Raw genomic sequence first — 26418 nt, forward strand, 5'->3', positions numbered from 1 at the left:
ACAGAGGAGGCGTCACGGATATGGCACTCGACACATCGATTAAGCAACAGCTCAACCAATACCTTGAACTCATCGAGCGTGATCTGACACTGAAACTGGATGCCGGATCAGACGAGGCTTCAAGAAAACTGTCAGACTTCGTCCATGAAGTGGCCGGGATGACCCCCCGCATTCACGTGGAGACAGCTTCTCTGTCACGGACACCAAGCTTTTCTGTGAACCGTCGTGGAGAAGATTCCGGAGTGGCTTTTGCCGGCATCCCGCTGGGACATGAATTCACTTCCTTCGTCCTTGCTGTATTGCAAGTCAGTGGACGGGCACCCAAGGTCGACGAGGATACCCTGACGCAAATGAAGCATCTCGAAGGTACCTTCTCGTTTGAAACGTACGTCAGCTTAAGCTGTCAGAACTGTCCCGAAGTGGTTCAGGCACTGAATATGCTGAGTGCTGTAAATCCGGGTGTATCCAATACCATGATCGACGGCGCGGTATTCAAACAGGAAGTGGAAGACCGTGATGTCATGGCTGTCCCTGCTGTTTATTTGAACGGTGAATTTTTCGGTGGCGGACGGATGACGATCGAAGACATTTTCTCGAAACTCGGACAGGGAACAGATGCCAAAGCCCTCAATGAAAAAGATCCGTTTGACGTACTCGTTGTGGGCGGTGGCCCTGCCGGAGCCAGTGCTGCCATCTACGCAGCCCGAAAAGGAATCCGCACCGGGATTGTTGCAGAACGCTTCGGCGGCCAGGTTCAGGACACATTAAGCATTGAGAACTTCATCAGCACCAAAAAGACAGAAGGACCAAAGCTCGTTGCAAGCCTTGAAGAACATGTACGGGACTATGAAGTCGATATTATGAAAAGCCAAAAGGTTCAATCCCTTGAAAAAAAGGATCGCTTTGAACTCACCTTGGAAAATGGCGCAACATTAACCAGTAAAAGTGTTATTCTCGCTACCGGTGCGCGCTGGCGGAATGTCGGCGTTCCTGGTGAAGAGGAATTCAGGAATAATGGCGTTGCTTATTGCCCGCACTGCGACGGTCCCCTGTTTGAAGGAAAGGACACGGCCGTTATTGGCGGCGGGAATTCCGGTGTGGAAGCGGCCATTGACCTGGCAGGGATCGTGAATCATGTCTACCTGCTTGAATTCTTGCCTGAACTCAAGGCGGATGAAGTACTCCAGAAGAAACTGCACAGCCTGGACAATGTCACTGTCATTACAAATGCAAAAACAACCGAAATCACCGGTGATAACAAAGTAAACGGTTTATCGTATCAGGACCGGGTAACGGATGAGGAGAAGCATATTCCTCTTGAAGGCGTGTTCGTTCAGATCGGACTGGTTCCGAACACCGACTGGCTGGATGATTCGGTCGAAAAAACCCGCATGGGTGAAATCGTCGTCAATCAGCATGGCCAGTCCAGTATGCCTGGCTTGTTCGCAGCCGGAGACTGCACCAATTCCCCATATAAACAGATCATCATTTCCATGGGGAGCGGTGCCACGGCCTCATTGGGCGCTTTCGATTACCTGATTCGTGCACAGGAACCCGCTCTGACCGTTTCATCATGAGCTGACTGATACAATAAACAGGACTGCACCTCATTTGAGGCTGCAGTCCTGTTTTCACTGTATTCATGTTATACTGATGACAGATATTTTACATACGTTCGAAAGGGTGAAACCTTCATGGGTAAAGAAGCCATCAAACTGTTGCTGATTTTCTTCGGTGTATTTTTCGTGACCTTATTTCTCTTCGCTGTTTTACCAAGCTTGCTGCTATGATGTTTACCGCAGGGTCGTCAGCCATTCTATTGTTATGTCAACGATCTCCACGACTGCATCCTCATGCGTCACGCCCGCTTCCCCGTCACCTCGTTGAGGTCCATAATCACCAAATGATGCATGGTTGCCTGCTATGATTTCCTCTTCCAAAGCTCCGGCAGACAAATACCCGAGTCCTTCCCGGTAACTGTCCTGACTCATGACTTCATCATTTTGTGCCGTAATCAATAAAACCGATAAATCTGTTTCATCCAGCCGTCCGCCTTCATCCGGGTATGCCCCGTGAAAGAACACCCCTGCCAAGCGCTCAGCATGCTCTTGTGCGAAACGGCTTGCCATCGCACCACCGAGAGAGTGCCCACCGATGACAACCGGAGCTTCTCCAACTGATTCCAGGACCCCTTCAGCTCTTGATGAGCCGAGCACAGCCAAATTTAAGGGCATGGGTATAATCCAGACATCCACACCCGCTTCTGCCATTGCTTCACCGAAATAGCTGTAAGCTTCTTCCTCAACCAAACCCCCTGGATAATAGATCAAGTGTGCCAATGGTTCTTCATCAGGTATAAAACGGATCGCATCATGGACAGACGCCTCCATCACAGCACTTTCTTCCAGCGCAGCTTTAGCGGCATCTCCTGCAGGATAAGGCCGTAAGATGAACCAGACGATTGCGATCACCGCAAGAATAATTCCCAGCAGTATTTTCCACTTATTCTCCCAAATTACTGCCATTCTATCTTTCCTTCCTCAGCAGATCCCTGCTTCTGTCACAATTTTAACACGTCAGCGGTCCAAACAGTTCGATTTTTGCTTTTCAATCTTAAAGAAAGAGGGTAAGGAAAAAATTAGTGAGGATTTTTTAAACCGGAGGTGGTCTTATTCACAAACATTCTCAGTGAAAGCGATGTATTATCGTCATTTGTAAAAAAGAGCAGTTCTGTCGCCCTGAAAGGACGAATGGTATGAATCCATTGATATCAGTGCAGGGAGGGATTCAGCACACAACATACTACATACTTCATAACAGCATATCCCTTTCTTTTTCCGTTTCAGTTTAATATAATTACAAATAGAGATTGATTACAGTCGGATTTTCAATTCGATTGCTTAAGTTAAAGATCTTATTTTTTCAGAACAGGGAGGAGATTTACAGATGGATGAACAAAAGAAAATGAACGAACAGCAAGGTATGTGTCCGGTGATGCACGGTGGAGCAACGAGCCCGACACGAGGTGGCACAGCGAACCAGGAATGGTGGCCAAATCAGCTGAACGTCAGCATTTTACACCAGCACGACAAAAAAACGAACCCGTTCGATGAGGACTTTAACTACAAAGAAGCATTCAACCAAATGGATTACTATGCCATGAAAGAAGATCTGAAAGAATTAATGAAGACAAGTCAGGACTGGTGGCCTGCAGATTACGGGCACTACGGACCGTTCTTTATCCGCATGTCATGGCATGCCGCAGGTACGTACCGTACAGGCGACGGCCGCGGGGGCGGCGGAACCGGCGCACAGCGTTTCGCACCGCTCAACAGCTGGCCGGATAACGCCAACCTGGACAAAGCACGACGACTCCTCTGGCCAATCAAGCAAAAATACGGAAATAAACTCTCGTGGGCAGACTTAATTATCCTTGCAGGTAATGTTGCACTGGAAGATATGGGTCTGAAAACATTCGGTTTCGGTGGCGGACGTGAAGACATCTGGCATCCGGAAGAAGATATTTATTGGGGATCTGAAGATGAGTGGTTAGGTGACAACCGTTATGCGGGAAGCCGTCAGGATCTTGAGAATCCACTGGCTGCTGTTCAGATGGGCCTCATTTACGTCAATCCGGAAGGACCAAACGGCGAGCCGGATCCGAAGAAGAGCGGTGAGGACATCCGCGAAACCTTTAAACGGATGGGCATGAACGATGAAGAAACCGTCGCACTGACAGCCGGTGGACACACCTTCGGTAAGTCACACGGCGCAGGCGATGCAGCTCACGTCGGTCCTGAACCGGAAGCGGCCCCGGCAGAAGAAATGGGTCTTGGATGGAAGAGCGACTTCCGCTCCGGCAAAGGTTCTGACACCATTACCAGTGGAATTGAAGGCGCCTGGACGCCAACACCGACCAAGTGGGACAACACCTACTTTGAACTGCTGCTTGGCTATGAGTGGGAACTGATCAAGAGCCCTGCAGGCGCATACCAGTGGAAAGCGGTGGATGTGAAAGAAGACCACCTCGCACCGGATGCTGAAAATGCAGACAAGAAAGTGCCAACGATGATGACAACGGCAGACATGGCCATGAAAATGGACCCTGAATACAGAAAAATTTCCGAACGCTTTTATAAGAATCCGGATGAACTGGCAGACGTCTTTGCAAAAGCCTGGTTCAAGCTTCTTCACCGAGATATGGGACCGAAAGACCGTTACCTCGGACCAGAAGTACCGGAAGAAGACCTTATCTGGCAGGATCCGGTTCCTAGAGGGAATTACGACCTGACAGAAGCAGATGTTGACGCATTAAAAAAGGACATTTTGAATTCCGGTCTCTCAACCAGTGAACTGGTGAAAACCGCCTGGGGATCTGCCGTCACATTCCGTAATTCAGACTATCGCGGGGGCGCAAATGGCGCACGCATCCGCCTCGAGCCTCAGAAGAACTGGGAAGTCAACGAACCGGAATTGCTCGAAAAAGTACTGAAAACCCTTGAAGATGTTCAGGCTAAATCGTCCAAAGACGTGAGCATTGCAGACTTGATCGTACTTGGCGGTACAGCTGCAGTAGAAAAAGCTGCCAAAGACGCCGGCGTTGATGTGAAAGTACCATTCTCTCCAGGTCGCGGTGATGCATCGCAGGAGCAGACCGAAGTGGAAGGCATGGAAGTTCTCGAGCCGATCGCAGATGGTTTCCGCAACTACCTGAAGAAAGAATATGCCGTCAGTGCTGAAGAACTTCTCGTGGACAAGGCGCAGCTTCTTGGCCTCTCCGCTACTGAAATGACCGCGCTCATGGGCGGCATGCGTTCCCTCGGTGCAAACTATCAGGACACGGACCTCGGTATCTTCACCGACAAGCCGGATGAGCTGAACACCGACTGGTTCAGAAATCTCGTCGATATGAACATCGAGTGGAAGCCGGTTGATCACTATGTATACGAAGGTCATGACCGCAAAACCGGCGAAGCGGTGCGTAAAGCATCACGCGTGGATCTCGCATTCGGTTCAAACTCCATGCTTCGTGCACTCGTTGAAGTCTATGCACAAGACGATAACAAAGAGAAATTCGTGAAGGATTTCGTCAATGCATGGGTCAAAGTGATGGACAACGATCGTTTCGATCTGAAATAAGAACCATGAACACTAAAAGGCTGCCCGGACTTCCGGGCAGCCTTTTGTATTGATTCGTCTCTATTGAATAAACAGTGCATAGATCAGATAACCGGTCAGGAGCACCAGAATCAAGATACCGATACCCTTTGCCCCGAGAGCATTAACGAGATCCACCAGTCCACCGGATCCTGCTCTGTCAGCTCCATCCCTGAGTCCGCCACCTGGGTTATCCTGAAGTTCCTTTTGTCGTTGCCGTTCCTGGCGGTCATGATTCGATTGCTGTTTTGTCATCGCTGCATCATCTCCTAAGTGCCCTGCCTTCACTTCTCTTTTCGTTCTTGCTCTCTCAGGGGGCAGGGTATTCATTTGCCTTGCCAGTTCCTCTTGCATCTTCTTCTGTCTGATTGCTTTTGATTGTTCTTTATCACTCTCATGTCCCGATTCTTGATCTTTTTGATTTTGCTTTCCCTCGTCACAGGTCACTGTAAGGCCAGATCTCAAAAATGCTGTTTGCTCCCTCATAAAATCGGGGTCTCCATCAACCTCTGCCAACACCTGTTTCAGATCGTCCAGCCAACTGGAAAACATTTCTGCATTTGAACTTGTCTTCGCAATATCTTCCACATCAGAAACATCCGTTCGATTCATTTCTTCTTGAATCAGTTCCCAGAGGATCAGCCACACTTCTGCAGCTTCGCGCTTCTTCCCCTGCTTATAAAGGGTATAGCCATCCTTCATCAGTTCGTTGACTGTCTCCTGATTCAGACCTCCGGCCATAAGCACGCCCCCCTTATATATATGTAGATAGCTTGAATCATCATGATAACATTGCAATCCATATTTTTCAAAATTCGTACATATCTGAACATCTGTGTCTGTAAACCAAACAGATCCACTCCCCCTTTCCAGACACCGATTTTTCGACAAAATTCGCTTTTGTCCGTAGCAGTTATGTCAGGAATGTCAACAATGCCTTTGACGAATTCGCACTAAGATTGCGTTGTATAAGGCTTGGGAGCGCTCTATTATGAGAAGTAAGAACAAAACATACTATTCACAAGGAGGAACACACACATGGCGCAAGAAAAAAGTAGTTTGAGAGTCAAAGTACAGCGTTTTGGAAATTTTTTAAGCAGCATGATTATGCCGAACATCGGTGCATTCATTGCATGGGGACTGATTACTGCACTCTTTATTCCAGATGGCTGGTGGCCGAACGAAAGCTTTGCTGAACTTGTCGGACCAATGATCACGTATATGTTACCACTCTTAATCGGTTATACTGGAGGTAAACTGGTCCACGATACCCGAGGTGGGGTCGTCGGTGCCGTCGCCACGATGGGTGTCATCGTCGGCGCTGAAGTGCCAATGTTTATCGGAGCCATGATTATGGGGCCATTGGGCGGTTTTGTCATCAAGAAGATGGACCAATCCGTCGAAGGTAAAATCAAGCCCGGTTTTGAAATGCTCGTCAACAACTTCTCCGCCGGAATCTTCGGTGGTGCACTGGCCCTCTTCGGTCTGATGGGAATCGGTCCGATCGTAACCATATTCAGTCAGGCAATGGGTGCAGGAGTCGAGGCCGTTGTTGATGCAGGCCTTCTGCCACTTGCAAGTATTCTGATTGAACCCGCAAAAATTCTTTTCTTGAACAACGCAATCAACCACGGGGTATTGACACCTCTGGGACTCGAACAGGCATCAGAAGCAGGACGATCCATTCTGTTCCTGCTCGAAACCAACCCGGGACCGGGACTTGGCGTCCTGTTAGCCTTCATGTTCTTTGGAAAGGGCATGGCGAAACGTTCAGCACCAGGCGCTGTCATCATTCATTTCTTCGGGGGGATTCATGAGATTTACTTCCCGTATGTACTCATGAAGCCACAACTCCTCGCAGCCGTGATTCTCGGTGGTATGGGCGGTATTTTCACCTTTAATCTTCTCGGCGCAGGTTTGCCGGCGAGTCCGGCACCAGGAAGCATCATTGCTTATATGCTGTTAACGCAGCAAGGCTATTACATTCCTGTACTCAGCGGTGTTGTCGTTGCAACAGCCATATCCTTTACAGTCGCTGCACTGATTCTTAAGACCAGTAAAGACATTGATGAAGACTTGACTGAAGCAACTTCAAAAATGGAAGACATGAAAGGTAAGAAAAGTTCCGTATCTGCTAGTCTTTCCGGAGAAAAAACAAAAGCAAGCGAATTCAATTTTGCCAACGTCGAAAAAATCGTCTTTGCCTGCGACGCAGGAATGGGATCGAGTGCGATGGGCGCTTCCATCATGCGTGACAAAGTGAAAAAAGCCGGGTTGGAAGTGGAAGTGAAGAACTTCTCCATCAGCAACATCCCGGAAGACACAGACGTCGTTATCACCCATAAAGATCTGACACCTAGTGCAAAAGATAAAATACCGGGCGCTTATCATGTTTCTGTTGAGAACTTCATGAACAGCCCTGAGTATGACAAGCTCGTCAATGACCTGAAAAAAGAATAGGTCTAACCTACGCAACACACTGGAGTGATCAAGCATGTACGTTTCAGCCAGAGACCGATTCATCCTTGAACAGCTCATTCAGCATCCTGAGGGCGTGACGATCCGCGAGATCGCTCACTCCCTGCAGGTCAGTGAACGCACAATTCACAGAGATCTGGCGAGTTTCGATTCGCTGCTTCATCCTTACGAGCTGATTTTGGAAAAAATCACAAGCAAAGGCATTTTCTTAAAAGGTTCCACTGAACAACTGAATCAATTCAAAGAAGACCTGCAATCTGCCGGCCATTTTGATTTTCTGCCGGAACAGCGGCAGGTGATCATCATTTGTAAACTCCTTGAATCCATCGATGGCATGAAGCTCCAATCTCTTGCCACCGATTTAAACGTCACCGTCGCCACCATCAGCAGTGACCTTGAGAAAACAGCCACCTGGTTACAATATTATGGACTCAGCCTTGAAAAACGCCGGGGATTCGGTATCCGACTCCTCGGCGATGAGTCTTCCAAACGAAAAGCCATCAGCGGCCTGTTAGCGGAAAACTTCAACGAAACTGAAATACTCCAGTATGTCCGCCGGCAGTTGCCCGAACCGGACACGACCATCAGCGAATCCATTTCCGGACAGCTTTTGGGCTTCATCGACCCAGACAAATTGAAACAGGTGGAACAGGCCGTACTGACGACGATCCGTTCCATTGACTATCCGCTCGCTGATTCAGCGTATATCGCCCTTGTTGTTCACTTGACACTGGCCATCGAACGGATATCAAAAGGTGAGAACATCTCCATGAATCAGAAACTGTCAAACCACCTCGCACAGAAAAAAGAATTCACCTTGGCAAAAACGTTGGCAAATCAGTTGGAAACGTCCTTTTCTATCACGATTCCTGAAGCCGAAGTCGGGTATATCACGATGCACTTACGTGGCGCAAAACTCCGTCAGGATAATCAGAGCCTGTTTTCTGAAGACCATTTCGACACTGCCTTTGTTGCCAGACAGCTGATTGAGGAAGTAGGCAAGCGGACAGGAACGGACCTGTCCGGCGACACTTCCCTGTATCAGGGACTCGCCGCCCATCTCGATCCCGCTTTATACCGGGTAAAACAGGGGATGAAGATTCATAATCCCCTATTGGAAAAAATCAAAAGTAATTATGAGTCTCTGTTCACATTGATCAAGGAATCCTTCAGCGAAGTGACAGACCTGGAGATCCCTGATGCGGAAATCGGCTTTCTCGTTTTGCATTTCGGCTCTTCTATGGAACGCGAAGTAAACCGGCGAAATCATGAAGCCATTGTCATCTGTTCCAGTGGGATCGGTTCATCGAAAATGATCGCAACGAGACTTCGAAATGAATTTCCCAACATCAAAACCGTAACGAACCGTTCGCTGTTTGATTTGAACGAAATCCCCGCGACAGAACTTGATCTCGTGATTTCCACCATTCCTCTCATTGGGCACGACATCGATTATGTACAGGTTAATCCGTTTTTAACGGCCGAGGATATTCGTAAAATTGAAGATTATATCGAGCGACAGGAACACCGTCAGGGGGTAGATGACGATAAAGAACGCCTCGCTCAGGAAACAGCGTTACCTGACAAGCCTCCAGAACGGGTGATGGATCAGCTGGCTGCCATGGACCGCGCTCTGAGAACAACACTGCACATCCTGAGACAATTCAGCATGTACAGGCAAACCACAGGAAACACCATTCCTGAAGCGCTCCATGAACTGGCTCTGTATCTGTATGATGAAGATCTCATCGAGAATCCTGCGGCCGTCACCGAAAAACTCGAACAGCGGGCAGCCCTTTCCGGCGTCGGGATCCCCGGAACAAAAACAGCTTTGTATCACGCAAGATCCCAGGAGGTCAATCAGCCGTTGTTTCTGGTCCTGGATTTGAACCACTCCCATGAATTAAAGGGCATGCACGATGAAATCATGCCTGTAAACCGGCTCTTGATTATGCTGGCTCCCGAGACCCTGTCCCAGCAGTCTGCGGATATTCTCAGTCATATCAGTGCACTGATCATTGCCAATCAATCAAGTCTGGAACTATTCTCGAACGGTTCAGAACAGGCCATTCATCAGCATCTCAGTGATGAACTGCTTCACTATTATCACGATCATTATTCAAAAGGAGAGACAAAACCATGACGACTCAAGTCATTACCCCGGAAAACATTCGACTGAAAGCAAATGTCGCGGACAAGGAAGCCGCCATCCGCATCGCAGGTGAGATTCTCGTCAATCAAGGCTATGTCCTGCCGGATTACGTGGGAAAAATGTTTGAACGTGAAGAACTCACTTCCACCTTTATGGGGAATTACATTGCCATTCCCCACGGCACGGAAGATGCCAAAGAAAAAGTGCTCGCCTCCGGGATTTCCATTCTCCAGCTGTCAGAGCCGTTGGATTACGGCAACGGAAACATCGTCAAAGTCGTGTTTGGGATCGCCGGTAAAAACAATGAACACTTGGACATTCTATCGAAAATTGCGATTGTCTGTTCCGACGAAGCCAACATCGACAGAATCGTTCACGCCGAAACCGAACAGGATCTGATGGCGATATTTGAAGAGGTGAATGACTGATGAAACAGGCCCTTCACTTCGGCGCAGGAAATATCGGTCGCGGGTTTATCGGCAAAGTTCTCGCTGAATCCGGTTATCACGTCACGTTTGTGGATGTGAACCACGAACTGATTGAGGCGATTCAACGCGATGGAAGCTTCACGGTGTATTATGCCGAGCCCGAAAAACGTCACTTCACGATTCCAAACATCAGTGGCCTGGATTCCAACCTCCAGGATCAGGACGTAGTCGCTGCCATAGCAGATGCGGATCTCGTCACCACTGCCGTCGGTGCACATATCCTCCCTTATATTGCACCACTCATCTCCCGGGGGTTGTCCGCCCGTCTTACTCAACAAGCAGGACCTCTGAATGTGATTGCCTGCGAAAATGCCGTCGGCGGATCAGACCTCCTGAAAGCTGAAGTATACAAGGAGCTTTCAAAAGAGGAGCAGCAAAAAGCTGATGAAATTATTGGCTTTCCAAATGCCGCAGTAGATCGGATTGTCCCGAACCAGCACCAGGAAAACATCCTCGATGTCCTCGTCGAACCATTCTTCGAATGGGTTGTCGATGCTTCCACGTACAAGGGTGAACTCCCTGCTATTAATGATATTCATTTCGTGGAAAAACTTGAAGCGTATATTGAACGAAAACTCTTCACCGTCAATACCGGCCACGCTCTGGCAGCATATACCGGATATCAGGCCAGACTCGATACCGTGCAGGCAGCCATGAAAGATAAACAGGTGCTGCGCGACATTCGTCAGGCACTTGCTGAATCCGGTGACCTCGTTTCTACTAAGCATGGCTTTGACCGGGAAGAGCATGATCAATACATCGAAAAAATACTTTCCCGATTCCAAAATCAGTACATCATTGATGACATTACCCGGGTCGCCCGTCAGCCGATCAAAAAGCTTGGCACTAATGAACGCCTCATCAGTCCGATCCGGCAGCTCCTTGAACTCGACCGGCCTGCAGATGGCCTGATGAAAGGCGCTGCAGCAGCACTTCAGTATGATTATGAAGGGGATGAAGAAGCCAGAGAACTTCAAAAACGCCTTCAGGAGCATGGTCCGGCGAAGACGCTCGCAGGCATTACCGGTCTCGACGAAGCCAGCCCGGTCATTCAAGGCATTGTAAAACAAATGAAGTAATGAGAGACCCCTTCCATCAACGTGGAAGGGGCCTTTCTTAAGATTCGATTGTCTAAAAGGAACACCAGAACGCATAGGTCATCCCCGCAAGAAGCGCCGGATCAATCTCTTCAGGAATATCTGATTCGACCTCTATGACATAGCGGCTGTTCAAGAGAAATCCTTTGGCTTCGGTTGTCCCGATCTTTTGCCCGTTCAGATACAGATCTGCCTTTCGCTGCAAGCCTGCTTCAATACAGACGTCTGTCTGATTTTCCAGATTGGCATCGATCCGGTGCTTTGCGTTTAAACCCTTCGCACTGGTCATTTTCGTCATCTGAACACCGTTTCGTTCGACCGCCCATTCTGAAGCTTCCTGCAAAGCGGCCTTGACCTGAGTAATGGAGAACTGATTCTTCTCCGCGGTAATGTCAATATTGACATCATGACGAAGATCCGTTGAAGCGCGCTGCTTGTGACTGCGAAACCAGCGTTTCATCGAACCTCTTTTCTCATCATTCACATGAATTGCGAGCGTTTTTCCCGTCCCGAATAACGGACGGTCGAACGTGATATGCATTCGGATCCTCCTTACGCATTGCTCTCTCTGTCGAAAAGACTGACCTGGCTCTGATCACTGGTCCTTTTTCGAAGTGACTCCCCAGGCCATTAAACCGAGACCAATCCCGATAAATATACCTTCCCTCACATTCCCTGTATAGAATCCTGTCAGCAAACCGACCAGCACGCCTGCAGGGATCAAATATTTTCTGAAACGAATAGACATAAGATCAGCACTCCTTTTTCCAGTTCGCAGAACCTTCCTCAATTAACAAAGCATCATTTCATTTTTTCTTTTGTTCCTATTTCACTTTTTACGATTCCGGAGGCGCTTTTAACATCTCCCGGGCCATCTCTTCCATGTCAGACAATCCGGATACCGCCGCATATTCCGCTACGGTAATCCCACTTGTGTGATGAAGCGCCACGATATGTTCAGCCATTTTCGGCCATACTCTGCCACCGGCATCCGCGTAGGCAGCCAGCAACCGGTCCAGCCCCTCTCGACCAAAGAGCAGGTAATGGGACAAAAAATCCGTGGAGACGTCCCCCATACCCGCTTCCGTCCAGTCAAGCAGTCCCGTAACCTGGCTGTTTTCATTTACCATGATATGCCCCGGGTGCAGGTCACCGTGATAGAACCCGTTATGAGGGGGCCAAATAGATTTATCATCAAGCCAGGTCTGCCACATATGCCACCGGTCCGGATGAACATGATAGCACTGTTTGACATGCTCCATCCGCTGTCTCATCGAAGCCTGAACATCTTCAGACTTCACCCTTGGCAGATCGATCCCCTGCAAAAGTTGCACCGGTATATTGTGAATCTCTGCCATAACATGTCCGAGGGTTGCATAGTATGCATCCGGCAGAGGATCCTTGTCGATATGCCACACATAGTCCTGCACCTCAAGATCAATCACGGCTGCCGGTTTTCCCTGTAATGCCTGGTAGCCAATTAACTCTTCAGAAAATACCGTCCATACCGGCACTTCAAAATCCGCCTTTGACTGCAAAACATCCAGCACCTGCTTTTCCTGATCCGCTGCACGCATGGAAGATTCCCTTCTCGGTATTCTCAAAATCCAGGTGACGCCATCTTCATCCTTCGCAACAACTGCTTTGAAGTCCACACCCGATTCATTGATTTGAACAGAGTTTTCCTGAAGTTTTACCCCATGCCCCGTGCAGATTCTCATTACTTCTTTGATTTCCACGTAGCTTCACGCCTTCCTTTGAAGCCTTAACTAACCTGAAACATCTGTCATTTCAATCTGTTCTGAGGTCATCTAGTTCAATTGATCTTTGTGTTCCTGACGCATTTTGATGATGATTCGTTCAGTGATGAAGCCTGCAGCAATTCCCATTAAAACAGGTGCAAAAGTGATTTCAAGGCTTCCAGGTCCTATCTGAAACTGGAGCAATTCATTATTTGTCGCATTTCCAAACGCAAAGACAATAACGGCTACAGAAACAGTCGCAACGATCGGCCACAAAATCGGTCTTTTCATAAAGCAGACACCCTTTCATGATTTTGTTGATCCGTTTCAATAACAATCATGACCTTCAAATCCTGTACGATCAATCTTCCATCACCTGATTTATTCGACTGAATGATTCTTTATTACAGAACTGGATTCACCCATATCCTCTCAAGTGTATCACATCCTCAGCGATTAGCTCGTTGAATGCCATCACCCGTCCTTCACATTCAACCCTAAGATTTTGGACAGTCCCACCGCCTGATCTGATGTGACCGTGCATCCCGAGAGCTTATCCAACGAAACCACGAGACTCTCAAACAGACAACTGCTCAGATCGATCCCATTCAGACTCGTCTCCGCAAAATTCACACCGTCCATCGGGCAATTCTTGAATGCGACGTTTTTAAAGGTTGATTCGTTTAAGTCCGCCTGAATCAGTGAGGTGTCATTGAATTCAACTTGCCTGAAATCCGAAAAACCCAGCGCGCTGTAATTGGCCAGACAGCCGTTCATTGTCACATTCCGAAGGGTTGAACCTGACAGATTGGCCCCTGTCAGTTTCGAATTGTTGAACGACACCCGGTGAATGATCGCATCACTGAAATCCGCATTCGACAGATTGCATTGATCGAAAATCACGTCCGTGAGTTCGATGTTGTGAAAATGAACCTGTTCGAAGGAGACCTGTTTGAATATCATCTGATCAAAACGGACCTGATCCGCAGACTGGGAATCCATAAAGTGATCCTTCACTTCACCTGATCGGTAAGCATCTTCATCGTTCAATACTTCTCCAAGCTTCAATCGTGGCAAACCCTGCTTGATCCTGGGCTTTTCAATCTTGACTGCTTTTTTTTTCTCCATCCAAACACACGTCCCTGTCACGCCAGACCTTACGCATCTTAGCGTTTTTATGTTCATTCATTATCTTTTACCAGTACTCCCTCAATTTCCTTCAAGATCTCATAAGCCCCGTTCGATTCATTGGAACAAACCGCAATGGTGAGCTTTTGCTTTGGATAATGAACAGCCCGGAAGTTCACACCAGGATCATGGCCGATAAGCATATGTTTCACAACCTCCTGCTGATTCACTTCCATATACCCGCCATAGCCATAGAATAGATCGTCTTCCACCTTTTCCTGCGGCTGCAATAATGTGTTCTTCATGTTCCCACTTAACAATCGATCATTCATTAACGCATCCCAGAACGTGATCATATCCGTCGCAGTCACAAAGGCACCACCATCGGAAGCGGATTTTACCGGGATGGCATAAATATTTGTTCTCCAGCCGCCATCCGGCTTTTCGATATAACCCAGCGCGACTCTCTCAGGCAACTCATCCATGTGAAAATAACCTGAATTCGTCATGCCGACTTTTCGGAAGATCGACTCTTCGACATAGTCACCAAAAACCTGACCGCTTACCGCTTCAACAACCAGACCTAAAACGATATAGCCTGCATCATTGTAGCTGAAAGCATTGCCTGCTTCCCCTTTCATCGGTAAGTACTGAAACAACGGCAAAAAATCCTGCAAGTTCCGGATCCCATACATGGGCGTCGACGTCCACAGTTCTTCGTAATCGTCCATCACGTCTTCATCAAAATAATCCGGAATCCCTGCTGTATGGGTGAGCAGGTGATGGATCGTCACCTCCTCATCAAAATGTGGAAAGTTGAAGTCCAGACAATCCGTCAACTTCGTATCAAAAGATAATTTTCCTTCCTCAACCAATTGGCAAATCGCCACAGCGGTAAAGATCTTGCATCCTGAAGCGATCCCGAAACGGGTATTGATCTGATTGAAGATCTTCTCGGATTTATTGGCGTACCCATAACTTCCGGATAAATTGATCTCTTCGGACTTTGCGTGAAACGTTCCTGAAAAACAGATGTCCTCTTGCAGTTGGTCGATGGCTTTCTTCACGTCCTGATGCTTCATGATCCATCCTCCATTCACAATTTACGTTTTATTCGCTGTATTTTAGTAAGGCTGAGGAAAACGATCTCCGTAAACATCAGCGCATACATCAATACCAAGTTCCAACCTCATTTTTCCCATCTTCTCCGTTGATCGTATCCAAATTCATGAAATTGCGCAACTTCCAATCATATCCGCTATGTACATTTCACGTTTTTGGAATCAGCATAGTATTCTATGTAAGTACAAAAAAGACAGGGCATTCTGTAAATCAGCCATTACACTGATTCCACAGAAGTCCCTGCCTGTCTCGTAACAGATCCTCACCAAATCATCCGCTTTTCCGATTCTTCTCTTAACCAGTCCCTGAAATCAGGATGAGCAATGGCTATGAGCCGCTCCACTCTTTCCCGAATGGACGTCCCTCTTAATGATGCAATGCCATATTCGGTGACCACATAGTCCACATCATTTCGTGACAGGGAGACAGTGGCCCCTTCTGCCAGACTCGGGACAATTTTCGAAATCGTCTGTCGCTCTTCGCTTCCTGGGACCCTGACGTCTGCGGTTGAGTACAATGCGATAAAGGATTTCCCGTCTTTGGCCATCTGGGCACCGATCGCGGTGTCTGCCTGACCGCCCGTTCCGCTGAATTGCCGGTGTCCAATCGCCTCGGAGCAGCATTGCCCTGTCAGATCAATTTCCAAAGTGGTATTGATGGATACCATCCGATCATTTTTCCCGATCACATATGGATCGTTCACCCATGACCCATTTAAAATCTGGACGCCTGGATTGTCTTCGATGAAATCGTACAGTTTCCTTGTCCCCAACGCAAAGGTCGCAATCATTTTATTGGGCATCAATGTTTTTTTCCGCCCGGTGATGACGCCCGCTTCAAAGAGATCCACCATACCGTCAGTGAACATTTCCGTATGAATCCCTAAATCTTTTTTATCGAAAAGTTGCTGCGTAACGGCGTTTGGAATCCCGCCAATGCCTAATTGAATCGTTGAACCATCTGCAATTTCATCTGCAATGAATTTCCCGATCTGTTCATCTTTCTGATTCGGTTTTGTGGTCGGTAATTCCGGTACGGGATAATCATTTTCCACGATCACATCCACTTCATGAATATGGATCGTTGTATCACCAAACGTACGCGGCATCTGCCGATTGACTTCCAGTATGACAATGTCCGCCTGTTCAGCAACCTTTCGCTCATAGGTTGCACTTAATGACAGTGACAAATAGCCTTGCCGGTCCATCGGTGAAGCCGTGCCGATAAAGACATTCACCGGCCGGTGGTCCATGCGCCGCTCACCCGCTAAATGGAGATGATTCGGAATGAACGACACCATCCGCTCACGATGCATCTTTCGCATCACAGGGGTATAGAACCATCCCTCCATCAGAAATGTGCCTTCATAGGCTGGATCTGAGTAGTAGTTGTAATCAAGCATCGGTAAACAAGTCGAAACGATTACATTTTGTACACGATCCTCAATCTTATGCAGATTGGAAAGTAATCCTTTCGGTTCTGCGGCGGCCAGTGCGGAGACGACGTGATCCTCTGACTTGATATGCGTTAACGCTTCTTCAATTGTCTCTCGTTTTCCTTCGTACAATTTATCATGGGTTTCTTTCATCGTGCCTGCCATCGTACTTTCCTCCTCCGCTTCAATTCAAGATCGATCGTCCCCCCATCGGATGACGTTCGCTGCCCACGCGTACCCAATTCCTGCAGCAATCATGGAGACGACCGTGCCATCCTTCACTTTTCCGTCCTGAACACCCAGATGCAACGATAAAATCTGGTCGATCTGTCCCATGTGACCGTATTGACTTAAATACGTGGTCTGTTCTTCCGTCATCCCCAGTAAACTGAGCATGTACCGGTGCATCGATGCTTTAAAATGCAGCACTGCCAAATAGCCCAGTTCCTCTTTTGTCACACCTGATTTTTCAAAGGCACGGTCGATACACGTCATCCAGTTATCCATGGAAACATCATTCAACCGATTCTTCATATGTTCAGCATCAAAGAGTCGTAATGAATGATACGCTTCATCCAGATTCTCCCGGTTGATCGGTTTCTCCGTGCCGCCAAATTCCACACCTGCATCCCGGGCCATCGAACCATCCGTCATAAAACTCGATTCCAACAGGACATTTCGCTGGTAATCTTTTTGAAGAATGATGGCTCCGCCTCCAGCAGACAGGTTATACATCATCGACATGTTCGGATCCCGGTAATCCACCAGATCACCGTTTCGATAGCCGCCAACGATCATGACGGTTTGAATCTCATCATCAGCAATCATCATATCTTTGGCGATCTTCATCGCTGACACGCACGTGCCACAGCGTTGTTGAACATCGATGGCCCATGCATTCGTTGCGCCGATTTTCTCTTGTATATAGATCGATGAGGTCGTGAGCGGATATTCCTTCCACTCTTCACCAATCCCGATCACCAGGTCAATCGTCTTTGGATCAACCTTCGTCCGCTTAAGGGCATCCAGCCCGGCTTTCACTCCCATTTCCTGGGTCCCGTCACCTCGGCCTGGAACCGGCTTCTCACTGATTCCGAGCTTGGTCCGGATTGCCTCTTCTGTCCAGTTCCCTTCCGTTTTTTCAGCGATATCGCTTGCTGTCATCCGTTCTTCGGGGATGTAAATGCCCGTCCCCACAATGCCGACAATCGCTTTTTCACTCATCGCTATGCCTCCTTACAATCTCTCCCGTCAGTTCACCATGAAGGTTTTTTGCATCACCGCTAAACCTCAAGAGGGTTCAGCGGCGATGCCCTGTTAACGCTTTCAATTCGCACTGAAATGATTAAGCGTCCATGACCTGTTCCATCTTCTCAGACAATTTCACTGGTTTCGTCAGATAAGATACGACAATGAATGTGATGAGAGAAAGCAGCATCGCAAAAGCACCAACGTAAATCCCGTTTGGCAGTTCATACGTTCCAAGAGTCGCCAGGATTTCAAGGATGATACTGACCGAGAGACCGACGATAACGGACGCAATGGCTGCTTCTTTTGTCGCCCTCTTCCAGTTCAAACCGATCCCTAATACAGGCGCCAGAGCCGCTGCAAATGTACCCCAGCCGACAGCACCCAAGAGTGCAATGCCCTGATCACCTAGACTGACAACAACAAACACCGTCACAACTGCGATGATCACCACGGCAATACGGCCAAAGAGCAGTTGCTTCTGATCTGTCAATGTCTTACCGAACGCAAAAGGAATATCACGGACACAAGCAGCTGATGCAATGTTAATAAACGCATCACACGTGGACATGATCGCTGCCGTTACCCCTGCTAAAACAATTCCGGCAAGGAGTGGTGGTGTGAATTCGACTAAAAAGACCAATATCGCATCATCCGGGTTGGCCAGTGGTGCAATTTGTTCGGTCATCACCAGGTAACGCATGACAAGACCCACACCAAAGAACAGTAACCCGCCTAAAATTGCTGGAATGGCTGCCATTAACGGACCCCAACGAAGATTCGATACACCTTTGATCATATACAGTCGCGATACAACGTGCGGTTGACCCACAATCCCGATCGACAGCGCAAAGAACCAGCTCATGGCCAATACCGGACCTGCCAGTCCCCATGGACCGACGAATTCAGGCATCGCGGTGCCCATATCCGTAAACGGCTGTTCTGCAATGGTTTGCGTGATGTTCGTCAAACCGTCTCCCACACTGATTGTCAGGAAGAAGACGATCAGAGAACCTGCTGCCATGATCGTTCCTTGAAATACACTCGTATACGTACCGGCCAGTATCCCGCCTGCCGCAGAATAAATGGTCACGACAATCATCCCGATGATCATCCCGGTTACAACGGTTGTATCAAAAATAAAAGCAATAATCGTACCCAGAGCAAGGACTTGCGTACCCAGGAACACAACGATCCCGACGAGGGTCGCAACAGCTGTCAACCCGCTGGCCGCTTTACTTTGAAAACGATGATAAACAGCATCCGCCACCGTCATCGCACCGGTTGCTTCCGTTAATAAACGCATTCGTTTCCCGAGAATGTACCAGGCCATCGCAAACGAGATGGTTGTTGGGAACGTGAACCAGAGTGCCCCCATCCCTAACGAGTAGGTTAAGCCTGGTCCACCAATAAATAAGAACCCGCTCAATGCCGTAGCAAAAACCGCCATCGAAGCCACAAATATGCCAAGACTTTTCCCGGCAATGAAAAAGTCTGCTGATGTTTTGGTTCGTCTCATCGCCCAAAAGCCAATGGCAAATACACCCGCTAAATAAACTAACGCAACGATAATAATCGTATTCATGATATCCCCCCTCTGTTATGTCTCTTTTCGTAAGTCTGTCACGAATGTCTTAAATTCTTCTTCACTCATACAGTCCGACTCAAAGTAATGACCATACGCATAAGAACCTAAAAAGAATGGCAGTAACCAGACGATATAAACCATAATTGCAGTTGCTGCTGGAAAGCCGCCAATGTAGACAGATGGTTCAGATGCAGTATCCATCAGATTCATGGTCAGAAAGCCACCAATCCAGACAACAAGAACGGACACAAGTGAAAATTTGTACCCTTTTCCGATCCGTCCTTGTCGCAGTGCGCCTAAAAACATCCATGCAAACATCAGCACAGGAAATGCCAAGGCAAACAAGATGCCGGAATCAAGGAACATGGCGATCAACATGAGTACTGCCGTTCCTAACATCAGATGAATCATCTTATCATTCACGTTACATAACCCCTTTCTGTTGTGAATTTATCTTTCACAGTCAATGAATATGCAAGTAGTATGCCAACTTTCTCAATTTTGCAATTTTCAGACATGAAATGCGTTCATACCAGTGCCGGAAAAATTGACATCGTGTTTTCGATTCGTCGTTTGCTAAAAACAATCCGACGGTAGTGTTTGATTATTCGACAGTCTGTTTTTCTCCTTTTTCAAAGAAAAGAGCCGATACAAGTGTACCGGCTAATCCGTGATTTCGTATTTTTCCAGCTTGTCATAAAGGGAAGAGCGGCTGATATCCAACTTCTCCGCTGCTTTTCGTTTGTTTCCGCCGGTCTCCTTCATGACGCTTAAGACCATTTCTTTTTCAGTCTCTTCCATGATGTCTTTTAACGAACCTTGTTTTACTTTTTTGTGTACGTGGTGTCTCGTAATGGAATAAGGCAGGTGAATGGGCAGGATCTCCGTTGACTCAGCCAAGTTCAATGCCCGTTCCAATACGTTTTCCAGTTCACGTACATTTCCCGCCCAATCATAATCTTCTAAAATCGACATCGTACTGGGTGCGATGTCCGGAACGATTTTCCCGAGCTCTTCGGCAACCTTTTCCAACAATTTCTCCGCTAACAGGATCAAATCACCATCCCGCTCACGAAGAGGCGGGATCTCAATTGCCATCACATTCAACCGGTAGAATAAATCTTCCCGAAACGTGCCTTGGACGATCATCGACTCCAGGTTCTGGTTCGTAGCGGCAATCACTCGCACATCCACTTCAACGGTTTTGTTACCACCAACCCGTTCCACTTCCTTCTCCTGCAAAACTCGAAGGAGCTTCACTTGCATGCTCAGCGGCATCTCCCCGATTTCATCAAGGAAGATCGTGCCTTTTTCCGCCAGTTCAAACTTTCCCACTTTACCTCCGCGTTTCGCCCCGGTGAATGCCCCTTCCACATAGCCGAATAATTCGGATTCCAGCAGTTCTGCCGGGATCGCTGCACAGTTAATCTTGACGAACTTTTCATGCGCCCGCTCACTGCCGTTATGAATCGCATGGGCAAATAATTCTTTACCAGTCCCGCTTTCACCCAAAAGCAACACGTTGGAAGTCGTTTCTGCGGATTTTTTGGATAGGTAAAGGGCCTGTTGCATTCGTTCACTCTTACCGATTATACTGTCCCAGGAATACTTTGCACCGCGAATTTCTTTCAGCTGACTTTTGGCTTTTTTCAATTCAGATTCAAGTAATTTATTTTTGCTGATAATATCCCGGAACTCTTGAACATCTTCAAACAAAAGCATCCCGAATCCGTATTGAACTCGTTTTTGCTCATCCAATACAGGAATCCGGTGCACAATCGCCGTTCGACCATTGCTGAATTGATGTTTCCAGGCGATTTCACTTCGCCGTTTTTTAAACACATCAGGAAAGCGGGTTGTCGGATCCACATGCGCAACTTTCTTTCCGATGATATCCTCCCGGTGCTGTCCTAAAAAATCTGCAAACACCTGGTTAATCATGACCACCTTCGTGTCATGGTCTACCAGTATAATAGGTACCGGAATCGGATCAAAAATTTTCTCCATCATGTCGATAAAGTATTCCGAGAAAACCGTTAAATCGTTTTTAAAAGGCTCCATGCAGCACGCTCCATTGAAAATTCAATTTTCTACTATTCTAACATGAGTTTCCATTTTTTTCGATGAAAAATAAAGCGCTTACAATTCGGTGTTCAAAAATCTCCCCAATTCTTATGACTTATATTCTTTTCTTTGCATTCAGGTGTCGGAATTTCATACACATTCCGGAAAACTGGACATCGTTTTATAAAAGAAAGCATTGAAAATCGTGTTCTGGCGAATGAAAACTGCGTTTCCACAATTGGCATCAACATTGCATAAGATGAAGTAAAGGCAGGATTCAAAACAATTGGAGGGATTGCAATGAAGAGATTAGAGAATCACATCACCATTATTACAGGGGCCGGAAGGGGAATCGGAGAAACCACCGCTTTGAAATTTGCTTCTGAAGGAGCAACGGTCGTTGTCGTCGATCTGAACGAGGCCGATATCAATCACGTCGTGGAGTCGATTCAAAAGCTTGAAGGAAAAGCAATCGGGATCCTGTGTAACGTGACTGACCGGGAACAAGTGAACAACCTTATCGAAAAAACGGTGGCCACTTATGGAAGGATCGATTCCGTGATCAACAATGCCGGGATCACGGCAGATTCAACGTTGGTCAAAATGGAAGAGCAGCAGTTTGACTCTGTCATTGATGTGAATTTAAAAGGCGTTTTCAACGTGGGTCAGCGGACAGCTCAAGTCATGAAAGAGCAGAAATCCGGAGTGATCTTAAACGCATCTTCTGTTGTCGGGCTTTACGGCAACTTCGGACAAACAAACTATGCCGCCACCAAATGGGGCGTGATTGGCATGACAAAATCCTGGGCGAAAGAGTTGGGAAAACATCATGTTCGGGTCAACTGCGTTGCACCCGGATTTATTATGACCCCTATGACGGAGAAAATGCCGGATAAAGTTCTGGATATGATGAGCGGGAAATCCCCTCTCGGCAGACTGGGAACGCCGGAAGACATTGCAAATGCCTATGCCTTTCTGGCCTCTTCAGAAGCCTCTTTCATAACCGGAACGGTGTTAAGTGTAGACGGGGGCGTTGTGACGTAAATCGCATTTTCACCAAAGGGGCACCATGACTTCCATTGGTGTCCTTTTTTTGTCAAGATTCCTGTCATATTGATTAGGTTTAACATTCATTATATATGGGCACGTCCAAATAGAGTCCTGTATCCTATCAGAGTAAAAACAAGGAGGCTGCGATGAGCGAAAACTCGAAGTCCAACGGTCTTTATTATTCAGATCCTCAAAATCTGTTCATTGTTCTGATGAGCATCATCACCATTGCGGTAGCAACGATATCTTTTGTTCATTCCGGGTGGCAATTTCTCGTGTTATATATGTTGGGCTGGCTCATCGGCTTTTCCTTATTTCAGGCCAAGTATGGCTTTTCCTCCGTGTATCGGCAAATCGTCGAAGACGGCAATACTGAAATGTTACGAGGTCATATGATTAAACTGATGGTTGCTGTCTCCCTCTTTTCCATGATTCTCTCTGCAAATATGGCTTTATTTGGTGATACGCCTGAAGGCGCCATCGCGCCCATCACGTTCGGGCTCGTCATCGGTTCCTTTTTATTCGGATTTGGTATGGAGTTCGGCAGCGGTCTCGCGCCGGCAGCCATGCGGGAAGCACAAGGAGGCAGAACAGCCTCGTTGTTCACGGTCAGCGGTTTTTTAACGGGGGCAACATTCGGAGCCTATCAGTTTTCCTTTTGGAATACGACACTACCCGCCGGACCGGAAGTTTCGTTAGCTGAAGATACCGGTTTAGGCTATTTAGGCGCGTGGGCTGTTTTTATCTTCTTTTTCTTACTCATCTCAATCGGTTCCTACTACTATAAAAAAAGCACCAGACCACCGAAGCTCACACCCATGCCAAGGGGTACAAGCTGGACTCGAAATATCTTAACGAACTGGCCCATATGGGTGGGAGCGATCATTCTAGCTGTGCTGAACGCGCTGGTCCTCCTCGTTCAAGGCAGTCCATGGAAATTCACAGCCGCTTTTTCCATTTGGGGGTCCAAAATCGCTGATGCCGTCGGGCTTGATCCTGCTTCATGGGGTTATTGGGGCGATCAGGAACCTCTCCCTCATTTGTATGACTCCATCTTCTCTGTTGATTTGAGTGTGCTCAATTTAGGCGTCTTGTCCGGTGCGATCATGACCATGGCCCTTGCAGGCCTGATTCGATTTGGCAAAGTCCCGCCAAGCGTGATGATCATCTCCTTTATTGGGGGAACGATCATGGGCTACGGTGCAACAATCTCATTTGGCGCAAACGTCGGAGCCTACTTCAGCGGCTTAGCATCGATGAGTGTTCACGCAATCATCTGGACGGCGATGGCGGTTACAGGCGTTTTCGCAGCCTATGTTCTTGAAAAGAAATACCGCATCTTGGGCCGCGGGTATAAATCTTAGATACACAGTTATTGCTATATGCAAATTGAATGCAAGATCATTAAAAATAACCTCTTACGGACTCCAGTCCATAAGAGGTTATTTTTGATCACTTCATACTTCTCTATTCCACCGTCACAGACTTCGCGAGGTTTCGTGGCTTATCGACGTCGCAGCCGCGGTGCAGTGCCGCATAGTAAGCGATGAACTGCATCGGGATAACGCTGACGAGCGGGGTGAACAGTTCGTTCACCCGCGGAATGACGATCTTGTCATCCGCTTCGTCAAAGCCTTCCATACTGATCATCAGTGGATTCGCACCCCGGGCAACGACTTCTTTCATGTTCCCGCGGAGGTTCAAATGGACGGATTCCTGCGTAGCCAGTCCGACCACCGGTGTACCTTCTTCAATCAATGCGATGGTGCCGTGCTTCAACTCTCCGCCGGCAAAGCCTTCCGCCTGGATATAGGAGATTTCCTTCAGCTTCAAAGAAGCTTCCATGCAGACGTGATAGTCCATGCCCCGGCCGATATAAAAGCAGTTTGGGGTCACACTGAGATAATCCCGGGCCATTTGTTCGAGCTCGTCTTTCTTCTCCATGAAGATATCCATGGCGTTCGCTGCAATTCCCAGCTGTTGCATCGGATCAAAATCGATTTCAATGCCTTTTGCACGGGCCGTTTCCACAGACAGGATCGCCAAGACTGCAATCTGAGCCGTATAGGCCTTCGTGGAAGCAACGGCAATTTCCGGTCCCGCGTAGGTATGGAGTGTATACTCTGCTTCCCGCGACAGGGTAGACCCTGGTACGTTTGTGATGGTCAGTGTTGTATGACCAAGTTCCTTCACATTGACGAGGACACCACGGGAATCGGCGGTCTCTCCGCTTTGTGAGATAAAGATAAAGAGTGGGTTTTGGCTGAGGATCGGCATGTTGTAGAGAAATTCACTGGCAATATGCGTTTCCACAGGTATATGTGCGATCTTTTCAATCATTTCCTTACCGACAAGGCCGGCATTGAAGCTCGTTCCTGCGGCGATGATATAGATGCGGTCCGCATCCAATACAGCCTGACGGATGTTCTCATCAAGCTTGATGTTTTCGTTCTCGTCTTTGTACTTCGTAATGATATTGCGCATCACAAACGGCTGCTCTTCAATTTCTTTGAGCATGAAGTGTGGATAGGTTCCTTTTTCTATATCCGTAGAGTCGATTTCCGCAATATAAGAATCCCGACTCAGCAAATCGCCTTCTTGATTCTTAATCTGCACGTCATCACGGGTCACAATGACCATCTCGCCGTCCATAATCTCGAGGAATTCATTGGTCACCTGAAGCATGGCCATGGCATCACTGGCAATCACGTTCACATCATCACTGAGGCCAATCAAAAGAGGGCTCTTGTTTTTGCCGACATAAATCGTTTCCGGATTCAACTCATCCAGAAGCGCTGTCGCATAAGAACCTTTCAACAGACCCAACGTTTTTCGAAACGCCTCTTCCGTTGTCATTCCGTCCTCATTCGCAAACTTCTCAATCAGCTGCACAATGATTTCCGTGTCTGTATCACTGACCATCGCCACATCTGCGAGGTATTCACGCTGCACGTACTGGTAGTTCTCAATGACCCCGTTATGAACGAGAGTAAATCGTCCTGAATGACTCTGATGCGGGTGCGCATTGACCTGGCTTGGTGCGCCGTGGGTTGCCCAGCGCGTATGTCCGATACCGACCATTCCGGAATCTGCTTTTTCCATCTTTTCACGAAGCGTTGCGATTCTTCCTTTTTCTTTATACACATGAACCCCGTCGCTGTTGACCAGTGCAATGCCTGCTGAGTCATATCCCCGGTATTCAAGGCGTTCAAGTCCTTTTAATAAAATATCATTTGCTACAGCTGTTCCTGCGTATCCTACGATTCCACACATAGTAATCATTTCCTCCCTGAATTAGTGGGACAGAAATGCACGGGGCACCCCTGCCCCACTCTTGTTTAATTGACTGTTGAAAACAAAACGAAAATCGCTGGTAGTAAGCTGTTATCTGCTTTTCACAGCGATGATGCACTGGTGCAGGACCTCTTGTCGGGAAAGTCGCCTTTCCGTTTTAGGTCATGCTTGTCGGCTGCAGTATCAGCCGGGAGGCATCCGCCGAATGATTCGATGAACCTCCACCTCGTCAACTGTCCTTCTTCAAAAAGCACAGTTCTGGCGCTTTGATTGCTTTTTATGCGACTGTCCTCCTCTCCATCGTTGAATAGCCTAATCATACACCATTTTCAGTCATCTGACCACATGAAAATGAGCGGAAGGGTCATCATCCCG

The 26418-nt window shown here is 47.8% G+C and carries 22 protein-coding genes; 8 read left to right on the top strand and 14 right to left on the bottom strand.

Annotated elements, in window-relative coordinates; translation table 11 throughout:
- The first annotated feature begins 20 nt into the window (after positions 1 to 20).
- The gene (gene ahpF / locus BBEV_RS14775; RefSeq protein ID WP_069366163.1) at positions 21 to 1577 is read left to right on the top strand and encodes an alkyl hydroperoxide reductase subunit F; all 1557 of its coding nucleotides are present in this window, start codon (positions 21 to 23) and stop codon (positions 1575 to 1577) included.
- 216 nt (positions 1578 to 1793) lie between these two features.
- On the opposite strand, the gene BBEV_RS14780 is transcribed toward ahpF, so the two are convergent.
- Entirely contained in the window at positions 1794 to 2525 is a 732-nt protein-coding gene (locus BBEV_RS14780; protein ID WP_069366164.1) for an alpha/beta hydrolase, read from the bottom strand.
- A gap of 421 nt (positions 2526 to 2946) precedes the next feature.
- Between BBEV_RS14780 and katG the strand changes: the two genes are divergently transcribed.
- On the top strand, positions 2947 to 5139 hold the full coding sequence (katG, locus tag BBEV_RS14785; protein WP_069366165.1) for a catalase/peroxidase HPI: 2193 nt from the start codon (positions 2947 to 2949) through the stop codon (positions 5137 to 5139).
- 60 nt (positions 5140 to 5199) lie between these two features.
- Here the strand turns inward: katG and BBEV_RS17855 are convergent, their stop codons facing one another.
- Positions 5200 to 5898, bottom strand: coding sequence for a DUF6366 family protein (locus BBEV_RS17855; RefSeq protein WP_232318200.1), 699 nt, complete (start codon positions 5896 to 5898; stop codon positions 5200 to 5202).
- A gap of 297 nt (positions 5899 to 6195) precedes the next feature.
- Here BBEV_RS17855 and BBEV_RS14795 point away from each other — a divergent pair, with 297 nt between their 5' ends.
- The 4 genes from BBEV_RS14795 to BBEV_RS14810 are packed head-to-tail and all read left to right on the top strand — an operon-like array spanning position 6196 to position 11354.
- The gene (locus tag BBEV_RS14795; RefSeq protein WP_069366166.1) at positions 6196 to 7617 is read left to right on the top strand and encodes a PTS mannitol transporter subunit IIBC; all 1422 of its coding nucleotides are present in this window, start codon (positions 6196 to 6198) and stop codon (positions 7615 to 7617) included.
- A 34-nt stretch (positions 7618 to 7651) separates the two neighbouring features.
- Positions 7652 to 9778: a BglG family transcription antiterminator gene (locus tag BBEV_RS14800; protein WP_069366167.1), complete on the top strand. Its 2127-nt coding sequence runs from the start codon at positions 7652 to 7654 to the stop codon at positions 9776 to 9778.
- Positions 9775 to 10215, top strand: a complete 441-nt coding sequence (locus tag BBEV_RS14805) for a PTS mannitol transporter subunit IIA (protein ID WP_069366168.1) — start codon at positions 9775 to 9777, stop codon at positions 10213 to 10215. Before BBEV_RS14800 ends, BBEV_RS14805 begins: the two co-directional genes overlap by 4 nt.
- Complete coding sequence (locus tag BBEV_RS14810; RefSeq protein ID WP_069366169.1) at positions 10215 to 11354, top strand: mannitol-1-phosphate 5-dehydrogenase; 1140 nt, start codon at positions 10215 to 10217, stop codon at positions 11352 to 11354. Before BBEV_RS14805 ends, BBEV_RS14810 begins: the two co-directional genes overlap by 1 nt.
- 52 nt (positions 11355 to 11406) lie before the next feature.
- Here the strand turns inward: BBEV_RS14810 and BBEV_RS14815 are convergent, their stop codons facing one another.
- From BBEV_RS14815 to BBEV_RS14860, 11 genes are all read right to left on the bottom strand, one after another.
- On the bottom strand, positions 11407 to 11913 hold the full coding sequence (locus BBEV_RS14815) for a hypothetical protein (RefSeq protein WP_069366170.1): 507 nt from the start codon (positions 11911 to 11913) through the stop codon (positions 11407 to 11409).
- Positions 11914 to 11967: 54 nt separating this feature from the next.
- Positions 11968 to 12120, bottom strand: coding sequence for a hypothetical protein (locus tag BBEV_RS17465; RefSeq protein ID WP_157101007.1), 153 nt, complete (start codon positions 12118 to 12120; stop codon positions 11968 to 11970).
- Between the two features lie 88 nt (positions 12121 to 12208).
- Positions 12209 to 13111 carry a macrolide 2'-phosphotransferase gene (locus tag BBEV_RS14820; RefSeq protein WP_407690232.1) on the bottom strand — a complete coding sequence of 301 codons (903 nt, stop codon included), beginning with the start codon at positions 13109 to 13111 and terminating at the stop codon, positions 12209 to 12211.
- Positions 13112 to 13183: 72 nt separating this feature from the next.
- Entirely contained in the window at positions 13184 to 13405 is a 222-nt protein-coding gene (locus BBEV_RS14825; protein WP_069366171.1) for a hypothetical protein, read from the bottom strand.
- Between the two features lie 183 nt (positions 13406 to 13588).
- The gene (locus tag BBEV_RS14830; RefSeq protein ID WP_069366172.1) at positions 13589 to 14242 is read right to left on the bottom strand and encodes a pentapeptide repeat-containing protein; all 654 of its coding nucleotides are present in this window, start codon (positions 14240 to 14242) and stop codon (positions 13589 to 13591) included.
- A 53-nt stretch (positions 14243 to 14295) separates the two neighbouring features.
- Complete coding sequence (locus BBEV_RS14835; protein ID WP_069366173.1) at positions 14296 to 15324, bottom strand: serine hydrolase domain-containing protein; 1029 nt, start codon at positions 15322 to 15324, stop codon at positions 14296 to 14298.
- Between the two features lie 302 nt (positions 15325 to 15626).
- Positions 15627 to 16964, bottom strand: a complete 1338-nt coding sequence (locus BBEV_RS14840; RefSeq protein ID WP_084007420.1) for an acetyl-CoA hydrolase/transferase family protein — start codon at positions 16962 to 16964, stop codon at positions 15627 to 15629.
- Positions 16965 to 16988: 24 nt separating this feature from the next.
- Complete coding sequence (locus BBEV_RS14845; RefSeq protein ID WP_069366174.1) at positions 16989 to 18023, bottom strand: 3-oxoacyl-ACP synthase; 1035 nt, start codon at positions 18021 to 18023, stop codon at positions 16989 to 16991.
- Between the two features lie 121 nt (positions 18024 to 18144).
- Entirely contained in the window at positions 18145 to 19632 is a 1488-nt protein-coding gene (locus tag BBEV_RS14850; RefSeq protein WP_069366175.1) for a sodium:solute symporter family transporter, read from the bottom strand.
- 15 nt (positions 19633 to 19647) lie between these two features.
- Positions 19648 to 20058 (bottom strand): hypothetical protein, encoded by a 411-nt coding sequence (locus BBEV_RS14855; protein ID WP_069366176.1) that lies wholly within the window; start codon positions 20056 to 20058, stop codon positions 19648 to 19650.
- Positions 20059 to 20298: 240 nt separating this feature from the next.
- Complete coding sequence (locus tag BBEV_RS14860; RefSeq protein WP_198155017.1) at positions 20299 to 21642, bottom strand: sigma-54 interaction domain-containing protein; 1344 nt, start codon at positions 21640 to 21642, stop codon at positions 20299 to 20301.
- A gap of 357 nt (positions 21643 to 21999) precedes the next feature.
- Between BBEV_RS14860 and fabG the strand changes: the two genes are divergently transcribed.
- Together fabG and BBEV_RS14870 are read left to right on the top strand one after the other, a co-directional pair.
- Positions 22000 to 22743 carry a 3-oxoacyl-[acyl-carrier-protein] reductase gene (fabG, locus tag BBEV_RS14865; RefSeq protein WP_069366178.1) on the top strand — a complete coding sequence of 248 codons (744 nt, stop codon included), beginning with the start codon at positions 22000 to 22002 and terminating at the stop codon, positions 22741 to 22743.
- 152 nt (positions 22744 to 22895) lie between these two features.
- A complete protein-coding gene (locus tag BBEV_RS14870; RefSeq protein ID WP_069366179.1) occupies positions 22896 to 24113 on the top strand; it encodes a YeeE/YedE family protein in 1218 nt (405 codons plus the stop codon).
- 103 nt (positions 24114 to 24216) lie between these two features.
- On the opposite strand, the gene glmS is transcribed toward BBEV_RS14870, so the two are convergent.
- Positions 24217 to 26022 (bottom strand): glutamine--fructose-6-phosphate transaminase (isomerizing), encoded by a 1806-nt coding sequence (glmS, locus tag BBEV_RS14875; RefSeq protein ID WP_069366180.1) that lies wholly within the window; start codon positions 26020 to 26022, stop codon positions 24217 to 24219.
- Positions 26023 to 26418: the final 396 nt, after the last annotated feature.

It is taken from the genome of Salisediminibacterium beveridgei (assembly GCF_001721685.1).
In the GTDB taxonomy this organism is placed as follows: Bacteria; Bacillota; Bacilli; order Bacillales; family Salisediminibacteriaceae; genus Salisediminibacterium; species Salisediminibacterium beveridgei.

What these genes read in the sequence shown, in the direction of transcription:
- ahpF (WP_069366163.1), top strand. Translation starts at nt 21, where the DNA reads ATGGCACTCGACACATCGATTAAGCAACAGCTCAACCAATACCTTGAA.
- BBEV_RS14780 (WP_069366164.1), bottom strand. Translation starts at nt 2,525, where the DNA reads ATGGCAGTAATTTGGGAGAATAAGTGGAAAATACTGCTGGGAATTATT.
- katG (WP_069366165.1), top strand. Translation starts at nt 2,947, where the DNA reads ATGGATGAACAAAAGAAAATGAACGAACAGCAAGGTATGTGTCCGGTG.
- BBEV_RS17855 (WP_232318200.1), bottom strand. Translation starts at nt 5,898, where the DNA reads ATGGCCGGAGGTCTGAATCAGGAGACAGTCAACGAACTGATGAAGGAT.
- BBEV_RS14795 (WP_069366166.1), top strand. Translation starts at nt 6,196, where the DNA reads ATGGCGCAAGAAAAAAGTAGTTTGAGAGTCAAAGTACAGCGTTTTGGA.
- BBEV_RS14800 (WP_069366167.1), top strand. Translation starts at nt 7,652, where the DNA reads ATGTACGTTTCAGCCAGAGACCGATTCATCCTTGAACAGCTCATTCAG.
- BBEV_RS14805 (WP_069366168.1), top strand. Translation starts at nt 9,775, where the DNA reads ATGACGACTCAAGTCATTACCCCGGAAAACATTCGACTGAAAGCAAAT.
- BBEV_RS14810 (WP_069366169.1), top strand. Translation starts at nt 10,215, where the DNA reads ATGAAACAGGCCCTTCACTTCGGCGCAGGAAATATCGGTCGCGGGTTT.
- BBEV_RS14815 (WP_069366170.1), bottom strand. Translation starts at nt 11,913, where the DNA reads ATGCATATCACGTTCGACCGTCCGTTATTCGGGACGGGAAAAACGCTC.
- BBEV_RS17465 (WP_157101007.1), bottom strand. Translation starts at nt 12,120, where the DNA reads ATGTCTATTCGTTTCAGAAAATATTTGATCCCTGCAGGCGTGCTGGTC.
- BBEV_RS14825 (WP_069366171.1), bottom strand. Translation starts at nt 13,405, where the DNA reads ATGAAAAGACCGATTTTGTGGCCGATCGTTGCGACTGTTTCTGTAGCC.
- BBEV_RS14830 (WP_069366172.1), bottom strand. Translation starts at nt 14,242, where the DNA reads ATGGAGAAAAAAAAAGCAGTCAAGATTGAAAAGCCCAGGATCAAGCAG.
- BBEV_RS14835 (WP_069366173.1), bottom strand. Translation starts at nt 15,324, where the DNA reads ATGAAGCATCAGGACGTGAAGAAAGCCATCGACCAACTGCAAGAGGAC.
- BBEV_RS14840 (WP_084007420.1), bottom strand. Translation starts at nt 16,964, where the DNA reads ATGGCAGGCACGATGAAAGAAACCCATGATAAATTGTACGAAGGAAAA.
- BBEV_RS14845 (WP_069366174.1), bottom strand. Translation starts at nt 18,023, where the DNA reads ATGAGTGAAAAAGCGATTGTCGGCATTGTGGGGACGGGCATTTACATC.
- BBEV_RS14850 (WP_069366175.1), bottom strand. Translation starts at nt 19,632, where the DNA reads ATGAATACGATTATTATCGTTGCGTTAGTTTATTTAGCGGGTGTATTT.
- BBEV_RS14860 (WP_198155017.1), bottom strand. Translation starts at nt 21,642, where the DNA reads ATGGAGAAAATTTTTGATCCGATTCCGGTACCTATTATACTGGTAGAC.
- fabG (WP_069366178.1), top strand. Translation starts at nt 22,000, where the DNA reads ATGAAGAGATTAGAGAATCACATCACCATTATTACAGGGGCCGGAAGG.
- BBEV_RS14870 (WP_069366179.1), top strand. Translation starts at nt 22,896, where the DNA reads ATGAGCGAAAACTCGAAGTCCAACGGTCTTTATTATTCAGATCCTCAA.
- glmS (WP_069366180.1), bottom strand. Translation starts at nt 26,022, where the DNA reads ATGTGTGGAATCGTAGGATACGCAGGAACAGCTGTAGCAAATGATATT.